This window comes from Streptomyces tendae (assembly GCF_014650435.1).
Classification (GTDB): Bacteria; Actinomycetota; Actinomycetes; order Streptomycetales; family Streptomycetaceae; genus Streptomyces; species Streptomyces tendae.
This window is the reverse complement of sequence record NZ_BMUY01000002.1, coordinates 127,197-141,066: the sequence shown is the minus strand read 5'-3', so window position 1 is coordinate 141,066 and position 13,870 is coordinate 127,197. Positions and strand designations below refer to the sequence as shown.

Annotated in this window: 17 protein-coding genes and 1 pseudogene; 6 read left to right on the top strand and 12 right to left on the bottom strand. The window is 71.4% G+C overall.

Going from position 1 to position 13,870, the window contains the following annotated elements; genetic code table 11:
* Nucleotides 1–56 precede the first annotated feature (56 nt).
* The 11 genes from IE258_RS05445 to IE258_RS42000 form a co-directional block, all read right to left on the bottom strand.
* Nucleotides 57–290, bottom strand: coding sequence for a hypothetical protein (locus IE258_RS05445; RefSeq protein ID WP_189739614.1), 234 nt, complete (start codon nucleotides 288–290; stop codon nucleotides 57–59).
* A gap of 41 nt (nucleotides 291–331) precedes the next feature.
* Nucleotides 332–949, bottom strand: coding sequence for a hypothetical protein (locus IE258_RS05440; RefSeq protein WP_189739611.1), 618 nt, complete (start codon nucleotides 947–949; stop codon nucleotides 332–334).
* Entirely contained in the window at nucleotides 946–1,296 is a 351-nt protein-coding gene (locus IE258_RS05435; RefSeq protein WP_189739608.1) for a hypothetical protein, read from the bottom strand. The genes IE258_RS05440 and IE258_RS05435 overlap by 4 nt, the downstream gene beginning before the upstream one ends.
* Entirely contained in the window at nucleotides 1,293–1,499 is a 207-nt protein-coding gene (locus IE258_RS05430; protein WP_189739605.1) for a hypothetical protein, read from the bottom strand. The genes IE258_RS05435 and IE258_RS05430 overlap by 4 nt, the downstream gene beginning before the upstream one ends.
* Nucleotides 1,496–2,038 (bottom strand): hypothetical protein, encoded by a 543-nt coding sequence (locus tag IE258_RS05425; protein WP_229891942.1) that lies wholly within the window; start codon nucleotides 2,036–2,038, stop codon nucleotides 1,496–1,498. The genes IE258_RS05430 and IE258_RS05425 overlap by 4 nt, the downstream gene beginning before the upstream one ends.
* An 11-nt stretch (nucleotides 2,039–2,049) precedes the next feature.
* A complete protein-coding gene (locus IE258_RS05420; RefSeq protein WP_229891941.1) occupies nucleotides 2,050–3,675 on the bottom strand; it encodes a DEAD/DEAH box helicase in 1,626 nt (541 codons plus the stop codon).
* A 330-nt stretch (nucleotides 3,676–4,005) separates the two neighbouring features.
* Nucleotides 4,006–6,666: a bifunctional DNA primase/polymerase gene (locus IE258_RS05415; RefSeq protein WP_189739597.1), complete on the bottom strand. Its 2,661-nt coding sequence runs from the start codon at nucleotides 6,664–6,666 to the stop codon at nucleotides 4,006–4,008.
* Nucleotides 6,663–6,842, bottom strand: coding sequence for a hypothetical protein (locus IE258_RS05410; RefSeq protein ID WP_189739594.1), 180 nt, complete (start codon nucleotides 6,840–6,842; stop codon nucleotides 6,663–6,665). The genes IE258_RS05415 and IE258_RS05410 overlap by 4 nt, the downstream gene beginning before the upstream one ends.
* Complete coding sequence (locus IE258_RS05405) at nucleotides 6,839–7,051, bottom strand: hypothetical protein (RefSeq protein WP_189739591.1); 213 nt, start codon at nucleotides 7,049–7,051, stop codon at nucleotides 6,839–6,841. The genes IE258_RS05410 and IE258_RS05405 overlap by 4 nt, the downstream gene beginning before the upstream one ends.
* Nucleotides 7,048–7,512 (bottom strand): hypothetical protein, encoded by a 465-nt coding sequence (locus tag IE258_RS05400; protein WP_189739589.1) that lies wholly within the window; start codon nucleotides 7,510–7,512, stop codon nucleotides 7,048–7,050. Before IE258_RS05400 ends, IE258_RS05405 begins: the two co-directional genes overlap by 4 nt.
* A 152-nt stretch (nucleotides 7,513–7,664) precedes the next feature.
* Nucleotides 7,665–7,886 carry a helix-turn-helix domain-containing protein gene (locus IE258_RS42000; protein ID WP_373309733.1) on the bottom strand — a complete coding sequence of 74 codons (222 nt, stop codon included), beginning with the start codon at nucleotides 7,884–7,886 and terminating at the stop codon, nucleotides 7,665–7,667.
* Between the two features lie 147 nt (nucleotides 7,887–8,033).
* On the opposite strand from IE258_RS42000, the gene IE258_RS05390 reads away from it, so the two are divergent.
* Nucleotides 8,034–8,927: a hypothetical protein gene (locus IE258_RS05390; RefSeq protein ID WP_189739583.1), complete on the top strand. Its 894-nt coding sequence runs from the start codon at nucleotides 8,034–8,036 to the stop codon at nucleotides 8,925–8,927.
* Here the strand turns inward: IE258_RS05390 and IE258_RS05385 are convergent.
* Nucleotides 8,924–10,414 carry a recombinase family protein gene (locus tag IE258_RS05385; protein ID WP_189739580.1) on the bottom strand — a complete coding sequence of 497 codons (1,491 nt, stop codon included), beginning with the start codon at nucleotides 10,412–10,414 and terminating at the stop codon, nucleotides 8,924–8,926. The genes IE258_RS05390 and IE258_RS05385 overlap by 4 nt on opposite strands.
* 36 nt (nucleotides 10,415–10,450) lie before the next feature.
* On the opposite strand from IE258_RS05385, the pseudogene IE258_RS05380 reads away from it, so the two are divergent.
* The 5 genes and pseudogenes from IE258_RS05380 to IE258_RS05360 all read left to right on the top strand — a co-directional run.
* A pseudogene (locus IE258_RS05380) lies at nucleotides 10,451–11,068 on the top strand (TadA family conjugal transfer-associated ATPase); the annotation flags it as partial.
* 20 nt (nucleotides 11,069–11,088) lie between these two features.
* Complete coding sequence (locus IE258_RS05375; RefSeq protein ID WP_373309732.1) at nucleotides 11,089–12,060, top strand: type II secretion system F family protein; 972 nt, start codon at nucleotides 11,089–11,091, stop codon at nucleotides 12,058–12,060.
* Nucleotides 12,057–12,854, top strand: a complete 798-nt coding sequence (locus tag IE258_RS05370; protein ID WP_189739574.1) for a type II secretion system F family protein — start codon at nucleotides 12,057–12,059, stop codon at nucleotides 12,852–12,854. Before IE258_RS05375 ends, IE258_RS05370 begins: the two co-directional genes overlap by 4 nt.
* Before the next feature lie 101 nt (nucleotides 12,855–12,955).
* On the top strand, nucleotides 12,956–13,198 hold the full coding sequence (locus IE258_RS05365; protein ID WP_189739571.1) for a DUF4244 domain-containing protein: 243 nt from the start codon (nucleotides 12,956–12,958) through the stop codon (nucleotides 13,196–13,198).
* Entirely contained in the window at nucleotides 13,185–13,637 is a 453-nt protein-coding gene (locus tag IE258_RS05360; protein ID WP_373309721.1) for a TadE family type IV pilus minor pilin, read from the top strand. The genes IE258_RS05365 and IE258_RS05360 overlap by 14 nt, the downstream gene beginning before the upstream one ends.
* The last annotated feature ends 233 nt before the right edge of the window (nucleotides 13,638–13,870 follow it).

Sequence of the window (13,870 nt, the reverse complement as noted above, 5' to 3'; positions counted from 1 at the left end):
TCGGGCGGTGCGCGCGCCGGGGGCTGCAACCCCCGAGCTGCTGCCCGGCCTCTCGTCTATGTGGTTGTGGTGCTGTCGGCCTTCCGGCGTTCGTACTTCTTGATCGCCTTGTCGACGGCGTTCCAGCTGAGGCCGAGGTCGCGGGCGACGTCGGCGACGGTGCCGAGGTCGGCCACTCCTTCGAGTAGCGCCTCGGCGCGACGGTTGGCGGCGTCGGTGACGAGGCCGTTGAGCTGCTGCAACAGCGCGTCCTCGCCTCGAACCCGATCCCGCCAGGGCATCGGTTCCATCGCCACTACGGTAGTCCAACCCGGGGTTGGATTCAAGGTCTTCACGCCGCCGCCTTGGGCTGGAAGTGGAGCAGCGTCAGCCAGTCCTGCTCCGACTCGTACCGGTAGCCGCACCACCGGCACGCCACCCGGGACTGCCCGGGCAGTCGGGAGATCACGGCCCCGCACACCACGCCCTCGCCGTCGACCGCCACGCACGTCCCCAGCCGCTGCGGGCGGGGCGCCGGATCACCGACGATCGACCGCGCGGCCAGCTCCAGCTCGCGCACCTCCCGCGCCAGGTCGCCAGCCGCCGGGTAGTGCTCGACGATCCACTCCAGCTCCATCGCGAGCCACCGGCAGTCCGCGGCGAGCCCGGCCGGGGCGGGCGCCCCGTGGTGCGGCCAGCGGACGCGCTGCACGTCCACCCGCCACAGGTGAGTCACCTCGGCGGCCCGCGCGGTGTTCACCTCGTCAAGGACGGACTCGTCGAGCGGCGACCGCGGGCCGGCCGAGGCCGCCGAGACGAACTCGGCAGGCCCGGACCGGCGGGGCACCAGGCACTCGGCGACCTCGTCGTACAGGGTGGGCAGGTCGGCCAGGCGGGCGGCCAACTGCTCGGCGTGACGGCCGCACAGGTACCCGTCCGTCTCCGTCCCGCACACCTCGCACTCGTTCACGGCGTCTCCTCGTAGCTGATGTTGACGGTCGGGCACGGCCACCTCATCGGCCCGCACACGGCGCAACCCGGCGGGATACCGGCCTCGGCCGAGGCGTACACCTCCGTCGGGTGGTGGCGGCCGCGGATGAGAGCGTGGGCCACGTCGACGGCGCCCCGCCGGAACGGGGACGCCAGCGCCAGATCGGGATGGGACCGGGTCACGTAGTCGTGGGCGATCTCCAGCCAGGCAGCGAGCGGCTCCGCGACCCGGGCCGGTATGACACCGCCCTGCACGGCCACCGGGTCCCCGGACGGCACCGACCGCAGCTCGGCGACGGCCGCGGCGAGCACCTGCGCGGCGGTCATGACCGCGTCCCGGTGCGCTGCTGCAGCCGTTCCAGGCGGAAGGTGTTCAGGTCCCGGTCGCCGATGCTGCGCTTGAGGGCGGTTTCTGCGGCGGCCGCGTCCCGGCGGGCGTCCTGGCTGGCCCAGTAGGCGTGCATCAGGTTCGTGAGCTGGGCGCCGGTGAGCAGGCCGACCGCCAGCATCAGGATCTCGTTCGAGGTCATGCGGCAAGTCCTTCCAGGATGGGCCACTGGCTTCCGTCGAGGCCGCGGCGGTGAGTGTCGGGGACTACGGCGAGGGGCCAGCCGAGGTGGTGCAGGCCCATCGCGAGGAGGGTGTAGGCGTCGGCCTGGTCGTAGCGGCCGGGCCCGTCGCAGTCGACGCCGTATCGGGTGCGTACTGCGTCCCGGACTGCACCCTTGGATCCGGAGCCCTTGCCGGTGGCGTACAGAGCCCGGCAGGACGGCGGGACGACCGCGTAGGGGATCTGGCGGCGCCAGCAGGCGTGCCGGACCATGACGCGGAGCCCGGCGAGATCCTCGTGCCGGTGGGCGACCCCGCCGCCGAACGACGGGCCTTCAATGACGACCAGGTCGGCGCCACCGATGTGGTCGGCGACTCGGTCGACGATGAAGGCGAGCCGCGGGTGGCCGCGGACTCCGGTCCGGGGCCGGATGATGTCGGTCCACCCTTCGCCGGCAACGCCGGTGCAGGTGAGGCTCAGGTCGAGGCCGATCACCTTCGGGATCGTGGTGCTCTGCACGGTGTCTCCCTTCATGCCGCGGCGAGGGCGGTGAGCCGGTAGAGGATGGTTGAGAACTGGTGAACGGCCTGGAGGTCGGACACCTCGCCGGCGGTGCTGCCGGTCGGCACCGCGATCTGGTTCATCCGGCAGAAGTTGAGCTGCTTCACGCTGGCCGGCCGGTTCCGCCACGACGCCGAGCGGGTGGCAAGCCACCGGCTGCCCATCGCCTTCGCCTGCTGTTCCAGCCACGCCTTCGCCTCCGGCAGCGGCATCGGCACGTCATTCTTCGGGCCGACCACGCCGTTGGCGGTGTCGAAGCGGCGCAGCCAGTACGTCCGGTCGCCCGGGTTGCGGAGGAGGAAGACGTAGGTGGAGTCCGTGACGGGGATGAACCAGACGCCCGTCTCAGTCTTCAGCCAGCGGACCGTCGAGCCGTGGAAGAGGTCGATCTCCTCGACCTGGATCCGCGACAGGTCCAGGCGCCGCTTTGCCTTCTCCTCGGCCTCGCGCACGGCCTCCCGCAGCGTCTGGTCCTCGTCGGGCATCACGACGTCGCGGCCGGTGAGGTCGACGATGGAGGCGAGCTTGTGGCGGGTGGAGGCGCCCATCACGTCGAGGATCAGCGCATCCTTCTTTCCCTCCCACAGCCGGAGCGCTCGGCCCGCCATCTGGCAGTACAGGCCTGCGGACTTGGTCGGGCGGGCGATGACCGCGCACGACGTCCACGGGGCGTCGAACCCCTCGGTGAGCACCATGCAGTTGGTCAGGACTTGGACGTCGCCGCGCCGGTACTTCTCCAGCGTGGCCGCGCGGTCGTCGCGGGGCATGTCGCCCCAGACGGCGGCCGCGGGGAGGCCGGCTGCGGTGAACGACTCGGCCATGGACTGGGCGGTGTCGACGGTCGGGGTGAAGACGACGCCCGCGCGGTCTCCGGCGTGCAGGCGGTACGCCTCGGCGACAACCTCGGCGGCGCCAGAGTCGTCCAGGGCCTGGCCGAGCTGGCCGTCCTGGAGGTCGCCGGCACGGGACTTCACGGCGTCCAGGTCGAGGCCCTCGACGATGACGCGCTTGCCGCGGACGTCGCACAGATAGCCGTCCTCGATCATCTCCAGGATGTCGAGGGTGAAGACGACCTCTTCCCAGACGTCGGCCAGGCCGCCGTCGGTGCGGGTCATGGTGGCGGTGAAGCCGGCGACGGGAAGGCCGCGCCAGGCGCCGAAGTGTTCGAGGACGGTCATGTAGCTGCGCGCGGCGGCGTGGTGGCACTCGTCGACGATGACGACGCCGATGTTGGTGATGGCGTTGCGGCGCCGTTCGACGGCCAGGGTCTGGATGGAGGCGACGATGACGTCGGCGTCCTGGTGCTCGTCGCGTTCGGCCTTGACGACGCCGACCCGCAGGTCGGGGCGCACGGCGCGGATCTTCGCGGCGGCCTGCTCGATGAGTTCTTCGCGGTGCGCGATGACGAGGGCGCGGCCGCCGTTCAGCTGCGGCAGCAGCTCGTCGATGAGGTTGGCGAAGACGACGGTCTTGCCAGCGCCGGTCGGGAGGACGACGGCGAGCCGGTTGTGCGGGCCCTGCCAGGCGGAGATGAGGGTCTTGATGGCCTCGGCCTGGTACGGACGGGGCGTGAACGTCTCGGGCGTATCAGACATGCCGGTCACCTCGGCTCTCCGTTGCGGGGTTCTGCGGGGATGTTGCGGGGATGTGTGCGGGGTTCTTCTCGAGGCCCCTGCCGCGCGCTGACCTGCTGGTCTGCGGGGTTTGCGGGTAAGTGCGGAATGTCTTTTGGGTCTGACGTATGAGGCTGAGATCTTTTGGAACGCGGCGCATGCACAGGTGTGTTGCGGGTGGTGTGTATGAGGGGGTTACGTATACGGGGGAATAGCTCCCGATCCCGCACATCCCCGCATCCCCGCGAAACCGCAGGTCGGAGGACATTTCTCTTCCCCGCAACTTCCCCGCAGTCTGCGGGTATGTGGGGATCACCGGCCCTCCCCGTACTTGGCGACGCGCCAAAGGTTCTGCTTCCGGTGCGAGTCGGGGACGCGGACGACCTTGAGGTCGTCGTAGTAGCGGCCCTCCCGGGCCTTGAGCCAGTGCCCGAGCTGCTTCGGAGACGGGAGGTCGCCGTTGTGGAGGCGGGGCACGTCCTCCTTGAGGCCCAGGAGTTCCTTGGTGGGGACCGCGCGGCCGTCGGGGATCGTCTCGTGCCAGGCGGTCAGGAACGCCGCCCACTCTTCGGCCTCGTCGTCGAGGACGGCGGCCGCCGCCTCACGATTGGCGAGCCAGCCGGGGACCTCCAGGTAGGCGAGGATCCCCGCCATCACGGAGGCCCACCTGGAGTAGTCGCCCATGCGGGTGTTGACCGTCTTCGCGCCGTCGGCGAGCCACCCGCGGACCATCGTGACGAGTGCGGCGACGACCGTGGACGCGTTGTCGGTGAGCCAGGCACGGAGGTCGCCGACGGCGAAGTCGTCACGCTGGTCGGGGTTGGGGCAGTCAGGGTCCAGGCGGACCCAGAGGGTACGACGGGCGTTGTCCCCGCCGGTGCGCAGGTTGTTGCCGGTCAGAACCCACAGCCGGTCGTTGGGGATGCTGACACTGCTGGTGGAGCCCAGGAGCCGGTCACTCCAGTTGGCGGAGGTGACGAGGGACGACAGGATCGGCGACTTGATGATGTGGCCGTTGGGCAGGTTGTCCATGGCGATCACCGGGTCACCGCAGTCCCACAGCTTGGCGGTGATCGCCTTGCGGAGTTCGGCGTCATTCTCCGGCCACGGCGTTTCAGCGAGCCCGTAGACGTAGCCGAACGCGTCCTTCAGGAGCGTCTTGCCGGAGCCCTGCGAGGTGCTGGTGATGACGACGACGGGTGTCGGCCCGGGGACGTAGGGCCGGATGATCGGGGAGAGCAGGGCGCCGAGGTACTGCGCGAGGTCGGAGGCGTCGACGAACGGGAAGTCGGCCAGCATCTGGTTGAGCACGATGTCCTTGGCCCGCTCGACGGACTCCTTGGACACCTGCGGCTGCAGCCGCCGGAGCGGCACCCGCGGGTGCATATACAGGCCGGTGCCGCGGTCGTAGCCCGGCGCCTTCACCAGCGTTCCGTCCGGACGGACGACCGGAGACGTGACGATTCCCCGCAGCGGCAGCAGCGGCCAGTCCCTGCGTCCCAGGATCGTGCCGCAGGTCTTGGGCATGACCAGCTCGCGGACTTCCTTGGTGCCATCGGTGAACGGGTCGCGCACGATCTGGAAGGTGGTGACGTGCTCGGCGAGGTAGGCCCGCAGGTTGTCGGTGCCCAGCTGCTTGACGAGCGGGTTGCCCTGGTCGTCCTCGTAGACCCAGCACGGGCCGGTGGACCGCTTGTACAGGCCGGGCATCTGCTCGTTGGCCATGATGTCGAGCAGGCCGTCGATGGCGTCGGCCTCGTTGGTGATGTCCAGCTCCGGCTTGCTCCGGACGATCCGGAGGTCCGGTCCGCCGGCCATCTCCTGCTCGTCCGGCGCCGGGATGGTGTCCGGGTCGAGGGCAGACGATCCGTCGTTGAACGGCCCGGCCTGCCGGGGAACGGAGCTGAGGCGCTGCCGGGGCGGTTCGGAGCCGTATCCCTGCTGGCGCAGGTCGGCAGCCGCCCGCTTGAACGCATCAGCGCTGGTACCGCCCTGCGTCAGCAGGGTGTAGGCGGCGAACTTGTCGTAAGGCGTCTCTGCTTCGAACACGGTGGACGTGCTGAAGACGTACAGCCGGTCGCGGTCCGCTGAGTGGCCGGTGGTCGCGGAGATCCCGCGGGGCTTGTCCTTGCGCCGCCAATAGGTAGTCCGGCCCCGCGTGAAGATCGGGTCGAACTCCTTGCCGATGATCTCGGACCAGTCGGTCTTGTCCTCGAAGTCGTCGCCCGGCCGCACGTGTCCGGCGGGCAGCTCACGCCTCGGCCGCGGGGCGGTCTTCGCCCTCTCCTCGGTGGGCATGGCGTCGAAGGCGCGGCACAGGGTGTACAGCGCTTCGAGGTCTTCCGGCCCTACGACGGCCATGGTGGAGGGGCCCCCGGCCAGACGGACGTAAGGCTCGCCGCTGGGGTGCGTGGACCCGTGCGACGGCGCCACGACGACGAATCCGCCCTCGCCCCGGGTTTCGATCAGGACCCGCACGATCTTGACGTTGGGGCGCTCTGCGACCCGCTGCCGTTCCTCCGGGGTGTACTCGTCTTCGCGGGCGAGGCGTCGGGCGAGCTTGGTGTTTCCGGCTGCGGGCTGCCCCTCGACGATGACCTTGTAGTGAACGCCGCCGGACGGGGATTGGTCGGCCCAGCCCTTTGTGACGGCCTCCCAGAGGTCGCCGAGCCCGCTGTTGTGCGCGAGTTCTGCGACCTCGGCAAGGATCCCCTCGTTGACCGCCAGGCCTTCAAACTCGATGAGTTCGATGTTGCCGGAGACTGCGCCGGTGACGATGCCGATGCCGGTGCGGCGGCCGTCGCTGAACCACTGGTCGTGTTCTTCGGGGGTGGAGCGGTTGACCTTGTACTGGGTCCAGCTGCGGACGTCGGGGGCCTTGCTTCCGTCGGGGCGGACGGGCAGCACGCACAGGCCGGCGTCGTCCATCTCGCGGGCGGAAGCCCGGAGGTCGGGGGTCTGTGCGTCGTTCAACGGGGCACTCCAGTGCAGCGTGCTGGGTGATGGGTGCGGATGGTGTCGACGAAGGGCTTGACGTCGTCGCCGTAGACGGGGCCTTCGAGGGGCTGCGTGCAGCCGGGGCGGAGGCACTCGTAGCGGGCGCGGACACCTTCGAGGTCGACGTACAGGGCAGCGGTCACAGTGCTCACGCCGCCTCCCGGGTCGCAGTGCGGGCGACGGGAGCGAAGATCCCGCGCAGGATGGCGATCTGCTCGTCGGTGAGCGGCGGCGCCTGGTCGACGCACCGGTCGATACGGGCCCAGTACGCCGCGTTCCGGGTCGGGTCCTCGAAGCGGACCGGGCGGGCCGGGGGTGTAGCTACACCCCAGGCCGCCGGCGCGTTGGTGGGCGCGGTCACTTCTGGTCCTGCATGTGGTCGATGAGGGCGACGAGGGCGGCGAGTCGCGCGGTGGGCTTCTGGCCGGTGGGGACGACGGCGAGGGTGCGGCCGTCCTTGTGGACGGCGGCGAAGGCGTGGAAGCCGGCGGCCAGCTTGGGGTTGGACTGGAAGAGGCTGGCGGGGTCGAGTTCTTCCAGCTCGATGCCGTATTCGTCGAGGAACGGGGGGAGGAGCACCTTCTCGGCGTACTCCTGGGCGAGGGCCTCTATCTGGTCGAGCTGGGCGCGCTGCCGGTTCACCATCTGCAGCAGGGCGCGGGGGCTGATCACCTGAAGATCAGCCGCATTGCCGAGCGTGCTTGCGAGGAGGGTGAGCTGTCCGTCGTCGGCGTCGGCCATCACCTCGGCGGTGAGGCTGGCGACGATGCACTGCTCGGGCAGGGCAGGTGACGTCGTTGTCGCCTGTGGGATGCTGGTCATAGAGCTCTTCCGATCTGCTTGCACGTGGTTTCGCGAATTGCTCGACAGAGGCGGCCCGGCTGGACCCCGGGTCGCTTCGTCGTTTCCGGTGGACGCTTCCGACTGGACCTCGAAAGCGGCACCGAAGTGGGTGACCTGTGGCTTTGCCGCAGTCACGCCGTTTCCCTCTCGTCGGTGGACGAGGACCGCAGGCGGAGTGACTCGATGAGTTCCGCGTATGCAAGCGCAGCTACTCCGCGCGGCTTGCGTACACCGTTCTCCCAGCGCCAGACCGTGGACTGATCCACGCCGCACGCTCGAGCCACCTCGCCAATCGACAGCTGTGCATCAACTCGCAGGCGCTCGGCTTCCCCGCTAGACAGGGCCGAGCGCATGTCAGCAAGTCGCAGCGCTTGCGCTTGTGCCATGCCCACACCCTAGCCATTGCTTTGCCATTCACACAATGGGAGTTGTCAAAGTGGCGTGCCGTTTACTGTCCGTGCTCTTGCCGTACCCTTGCCAGGGCGGGCAGGATGGGAGCCATGGATGACGCCCTCAAGCCCCCCGGCGGCTGGAAGATCGCAGCCTTTCCGTGGTTTGCCATGGATGAACCGACTGAGCTACCTCGCCTGTTGCGGGTGGGCTCCGTTCTCCTGCCTGAGTTCTTTCACCTGGTCATCGCGCCGCAAGACGCCTGGCGCACCTACCGGGATGGCTCGGAGGGTGCAGAAGGCTGGCGGGCTCCCGTCCTCTTCCTGAACTTTCAGGTCTACGAGGGGGAGCTGGAGATGACGGAGGCACGCTCCGCCTACCAGGACATCGGAACGGTCATGGAGACGGTGCGCAAGGTCATCAAGCCGGACAAGTGGAAGCTACTGGGTATCCACTACATGACCCAGTACCTGCTGCAGTTCATGGACGAGGGCGGCCGGCCGGAGTCTGACCCTGCGCGAACTGGCGGGGACTGGCCGGTGGTCTCTGCGGACGAGTCGGATCCGTATGGGAACCGCCCAAAGGCGGCTATCGAATGGTTGGACCAGCTGCAGAGTCACGCCGCTGAGGCATACGCATCAGCGCGGGGGACGCCGAATCCGAGGCGTAAGCGCCAGCGAATCACCGACGACTTCCTGAAGAAGGTCGCCCGTGTCTACGCGATCTCGGAACGGGCGGGCATGGCCCCCACTCGAGAAGTGGCTAACCAGTTCAAGGCGCCGCACTCTACTGCCGCCAAGTGGGTGGCGTCGGCGCGCCGCAAGAAGTTCCTCCCACCTGCGGGTACACCCGTGGACGGCGCCTACGACCCGACAATCGAGCGGCGGCTGGAGATCGAGCACGAGCTGTACGACAGCCTGAAGGACCACACTCCGGCAGAGCGCCATGCGCTTGAGGTGGAGCTGCAGAGTTTGGGTGGTGAGGTCCCCGGCCGCGAAGGCTAGAGCTGGCCTCGCTTCCAGGTGAATACGACGGCGTCGTAGTCGAAGTACCCGCCGTCCGGCATCCGCCCCGGCCGCGGCGTCTTCAGCGTCACCTCCACCAGGGCCCGCAGCACCGACCGCTTCCGGTCCAGCTCCAGCGCCTTCCACGCCGCCCGCACGTCCGGCGCCCCCACCAGGCCGGCCAGCGGATCCGCGGTCACCGCGCGCGCCAGCTGCCGCGTCACTCCGTCCAGCTGCGCGCGGGCCATCTCCATTCCCTCCGTGAACGGGCCCAGCTCGAGCTGGCCCGCACCGAACAGGCCGCCGAGGTCCCGCATCCGCGCGCGGATCTGCTCGCCCTCCGCCTGCAGCGCGGCCACGTTCACGCCCTCCGGGGCGGGCTCCAGCAGCTCGTGCGCGTCCGGCCGTGACAGCCGCTCCACGATCGTGTCCTCGACGTACTGGTCGACGACCTCGGCGCGCCGGCCGCCGCCGTGCCCGGTCTGGCACCGGTACGACGGGAACCGGCGGCCGCCGGACTGGGTGACGAACACGTACTCGGTGCAGTCGCCGCGGCCGCACCGGTACAGCAGCGAGCCCAGCCACTTCGGCGAGGCGCCCGGCGTCGTCCGGCGCCCCGGATCCTTCAGGATCGCCACGACGGCCCTGTACTTCGCCTCGTCGACGATCGGCTCCCATTTCCCCCGGCCGACCTCCTCGCCCTTGTAGACGGCGATTCCGGCGTTCCTTGGGCGCAGCAGCATGTCGCGCATGTCGGTGTGGGAGACGGCGTTCCCTCGCGTGGTCAGGACACCCTTGTGCGCGCACCACTGGACCAGGGACCGGATCGAGGCGCCGGAGAGGATCTCGTCCGTCCAGAAGCGCAGCGCCTCGGCCTCCTCGGGCACGGCCTTCGTCATGTCCAGCTCGGGGACTTCGATCTCGTCGCCGGTCTTCCGGTCGAGCTTCCTCTTCGTCTCGCCGGTGGGCACACCCCAGCCGAAGGGGCGGATGCCGCCCGCCCACTCCCCGGCCATGGCCTTCTGGCGGCGCTTGCGGGCGATGCGGTCGCCCTTGTGCTCCGACTCGTAGCGGGCGATGATGCCGAGCTGCCTGGCCAGCATCCGGCCGGTGGGGGAGGCGAGGTCGATCTCGCCGGCCTGCACCGTGTGCGTGAAGACGCCCCGCCGCTCGCACAGGTTCATGTACTTCTCCAGCTCCAGGACCGAGCGGTGCAGGCGGTCCGTGTGCCAGACGATGACGACGGTGGCCTTGCCGTCGTCGAGGTCGGCGAGCATTCGCTCGTAGTCCTTGCGCTTCTTCCCGGAGAAGGCGCTCACGTCGTTGTCGACGTACACCTCGATGACTTCCCAGCCGTTCCGCTCGGCGAGGGCCTCACAGTCCTCACGCTGCCGGTCGACGCCGAGGCCGGCGCCCGTGCGGTCCTGGGAGATCCGGCAGTAGATGACCGCGCGCGTCCGGGCGTCCCCCGTCTGGGTGCTCTTCATGTCCTGAGTCTGCCTCAGTAGGGGCGTCATTGTCCCGGGTTCGGGAAGACGACGCTGCTCAGCGCCCTGCTCGGGCTCGTCGGACCGGACGAGCGCATCGTGCTGGCCGAGGACTCGGCGGAACTGCGGCCCGACCATCCGCACGTCGTCCGTCTGGAGACCAGGCCGGCGAACCAAGAGGCCGCGGGGCTGGTCACCCTGGAGGACCTGGTGCGCCAGGCACTGCGCATGCGGCCGGACCGGCTGGTCGTGGGCGAGGTGCGCGGACCCGAGGTGGTCCATCTGCTCGCCGCGTTGAACACGGGCCACGAAGGCGGGTGCGGGACGGTGCACGCCAACGCGGCCGTTGACGTACCGGCCCGGCTGGAGGCGCTCGGCACGGCCGCGGGCCTGGACCGGGCGGCTCTGCACAGCCAGCTCGCGGCGGCCCTCTCCGTGGTCCTCCACCTGGTCCGTGACCGCGCGGGACGGCGCCGGATCGCCGAGGTGCACGTACTGGAACGGGACCCGTCGGGGCTGGTGCGGACGGTGCCGGCGCTGCGATGGGGCGCGGAGTCCTTCGTCGCCGAACGCGGCTGGCCGCGGCTGCGGGCGCTGCTGCGCGGTGCGGGGCCCGAGGAGCGGGCCGTCGGACGGGAGGCGCAGGGATGCTGAGCGCGACGGGGACGACGGGCGTGCCCGGGGCGGGCGAGCTGTCGATGGGCGTGGCCCTGGTGTGCCTGGGATCAGCCGCCTGGTTGGCCGGCGGGTGGCACTCAGGCGTACGGCGGGCGCGGACGGTCCTCGTCGAAGGCCGGAGGGGCGGATCGCGCGGGGCGATCGGGGCGAGCGGGCCCAGTGGGACCAGCAAGGCTGACGGGGCTGACAGGGCTGACGGGACTGGCTGGTCGGGCGTAACGGGCAGTATAGGGCCGCCTCCGGCGCGCCGGATGGCGGACGGGTTACGGCGCGTGCGAGGCCGGTTGCGACCCGAGTGGTGGTCGGCGGCGGCCGGGCTGGTGCTGGCGCTCCTGGGTAACTCGGTGCTGCCGATCGTCGCGGGCGCGGCCGGAGTGCCGGTGCTGCGGCGGGTGCGCCTGGCCGGCCGGGAGCGGCGGGCCAGGGAGCGCCGGCAGGACGCGGTGATCGCCCTGTGCGCGACGCTTGCCGGGGAGGTGCGGGCGGGGCGGCAACCGGGCGAGGCGCTCCTGTACGCCGCGCAAGACTCCGGCGGGCTCGGTGACGCCCAGGCGGCGGTGCTGGCGGCGGCCCGGTTCGGCGGGGACGTCCCCGGCACGCTGGCGGCGGCGGCCGGGCAGCCCGGGGCCGAGGGGCTGCGCGGACTCGCGGCGTGCTGGCGGGTTGCGGTCGACCAGGGGGCCGGACTCGCGGCCGGCCTCGACCGGCTGGAGGGCGCGCTGCGCGCCGAGCGGGACCAGCGCTCCGACCTCCGCGCCCAGTTGGCGGGTGCGCGGGCCACCGCCGTGATGCTCGCCGGCCTGCCGGTTCTCGGCCTCCTGCTCGGCGTCGCCCTCGGGGCCGACCCGCTGCACGTGCTGCTGCACACCGGAGCCGGGCTGGGCTGTCTGCTGGCCGGTGGGCTCCTGGAGGGCCTGGGCGTGTGGTGGGTGGCGCGGATCGTGCGCGGAGCGGAGGCGGCGTCGTGAACGGCGACCTTGTCCACAGGCTGGGGGCAGTGGTGGGGGCGGTGCTGACCGTCGGCTGGCTGGCGCGCGGTCTCGGAGCCGCGCGGCGGCAGCGGGCGGTTCGCAGACGGCTCACGGGCCTGCTGGCACCGGAACCGGTCCGACCCGCCGCACGACGCGCCGAGGTGCTGAGCACCGTCCGCCCCTGGCTGCCGCTGGCCGGCATGTTCGGCGCCGGTTGGGCCGTGGTCGGCGGTGCGGCCGGGGTCCTGGTGGGGCTGGTCGGCGCGGCCGCACTGTGGCGTTGGAGCGCCCGGCGTGCGGCGGCCGGTGCGTCGGCGGCGGAGGCCGCTGCCGGTGCGGCCGCCCGTCAACTGCCGTTGGCGGCCGATCTGCTGGCGGCGTGTGTCGCGGCGGGCGCGAGCCCGGTCGCCGCGGCGCGGGCGGTCGGTGACGCTCTGGGCGGACCGGTCGGGGACGCGCTGGGGCGCGGCGCCGCGGAGGTGCGCCTGGGCGGCGAACCGGACGGTGCCTGGCGCGGGTTGGCCGCCCTCGCGGGGGCCGCTCCCCTGGCACGGCTGCTGGAGCGGGCCGAGGTGTCCGGCCTGGCCGCGGCGGGTCCGGCCGCCCGGCTCGCCGCCCAGGCCCGTGCCGACTGGGCCCGCACCACGGCGGCCCGGGCCCGTCAAGCGGCCGTCATGGTCACCGTGCCGGTGGGGCTGTGCTTTCTGCCGGCGTTCATCGCGGTGGGCGTGCTGCCGGTGGTCATCGGGCTGGCCGGCGGGGTGCTGGGACATGGGGGAGGCGGTGGCTGACGGGTCGGGTCGGGCCGGCGGCGGGGCCGGCGAGTGGGTGTCCGGCGCACGAGCGACGGGCGAGCGAGTGAACAACGGGATCAAGCCTTATGGGGGTTGCGATGTATCAGGTGGTGCGGGCACGGCTGTGTGCCCTGGCAGGCGGGGTCGGTGCGGCGCTGCGGAGGCGGGCCGCGCGGCAGGGCCTTCGGAGGGACGACGCCGGAATGGTCACGTCCGAGTACGCGATGGGGATCGTCGCCGCGGTGGCCTTCGCCGTCGTCCTCTACAAGGTCGTGACGAGCGGCGCGGTCAGCGCGGAGTTGCAGGGCATCGTGAAGGGGGCACTCGATGCGCGGATGTGAGCGGGCGGCCAGGATGCGGGCACGGGTATGGGCCCGGGCACGCGGCAGCGGACCGGACAGCGGCTTCGTGACGGCGGAGGCGGCCGTGGTGCTGCCGGTGCTGGTGGTGTTCGCGATGGCGCTGGTGTGGGGACTGCTGGTGGTGGCCGCCCAGATCCAGTGCGTGGACGCGGCCCGGACGGGCGCCCGCGCGGCGGCACGGCAGGACCCGGCCGACGAGGTCGTACAGGTCGCCCGCGAGGCGGCCCCGAGCGGAGCGCGGGTCACGGTGAGCCGGGAGGCGGGGCTGGTCCACGTGGTGGTGGTCGCCGACCCACCGGCTCTGCACGGGCTGCCGTTCCAGGTTCGGGCGCAGGCCGTGGCTTCGGCGGAGCAGATGCCGGGGCCGGAGACTGAGTCGGCGGCCGCGACAGCGGCGCGGACGCGGGTGGAACGGTGAGGGGCGGTGCCCCGCCCCGGTCGGCAACCGGCCGGGGCGGCACCGGAGCGGCAGCGGGGGCCGCCCCAGCCCCTGCGGGCGGCCACGATCAGGTCTCCGGGTCCGGGGACGGCCCCGTCTCCGGGATTGGCCACGATCAGGGCCGCGTGTCCGGGGACGGCACCGCCCTTGGGAGCGGCCACGATCGGCCTTCCGCCCCCACACCTGCCCCTGCCCCCACACCTGCCTCCGTC

Bases quoted from the DNA above. Each gene is read 5' to 3' on its own strand.
- IE258_RS05445 (WP_189739614.1), bottom strand. From the start codon at position 290: ATGGAACCGATGCCCTGGCGGGATCGGGTTCGAGGCGAGGACGCGCTG.
- IE258_RS05435 (WP_189739608.1), bottom strand. From the start codon at position 1,296: ATGACCGCCGCGCAGGTGCTCGCCGCGGCCGTCGCCGAGCTGCGGTCG.
- IE258_RS05430 (WP_189739605.1), bottom strand. From the start codon at position 1,499: ATGACCTCGAACGAGATCCTGATGCTGGCGGTCGGCCTGCTCACCGGC.
- IE258_RS05420 (WP_229891941.1), bottom strand. From the start codon at position 3,675: ATGTCTGATACGCCCGAGACGTTCACGCCCCGTCCGTACCAGGCCGAG.
- IE258_RS05400 (WP_189739589.1), bottom strand. From the start codon at position 7,512: ATGACCAGCATCCCACAGGCGACAACGACGTCACCTGCCCTGCCCGAG.
- IE258_RS42000 (WP_373309733.1), bottom strand. From the start codon at position 7,886: ATGCGCTCGGCCCTGTCTAGCGGGGAAGCCGAGCGCCTGCGAGTTGAT.
- IE258_RS05390 (WP_189739583.1), top strand. From the start codon at position 8,034: ATGGATGACGCCCTCAAGCCCCCCGGCGGCTGGAAGATCGCAGCCTTT.
- IE258_RS05385 (WP_189739580.1), bottom strand. From the start codon at position 10,414: ATGAAGAGCACCCAGACGGGGGACGCCCGGACGCGCGCGGTCATCTAC.
- IE258_RS05365 (WP_189739571.1), top strand. From the start codon at position 12,956: ATGTATCAGGTGGTGCGGGCACGGCTGTGTGCCCTGGCAGGCGGGGTC.
- IE258_RS05360 (WP_373309721.1), top strand. From the start codon at position 13,185: ATGCGCGGATGTGAGCGGGCGGCCAGGATGCGGGCACGGGTATGGGCC.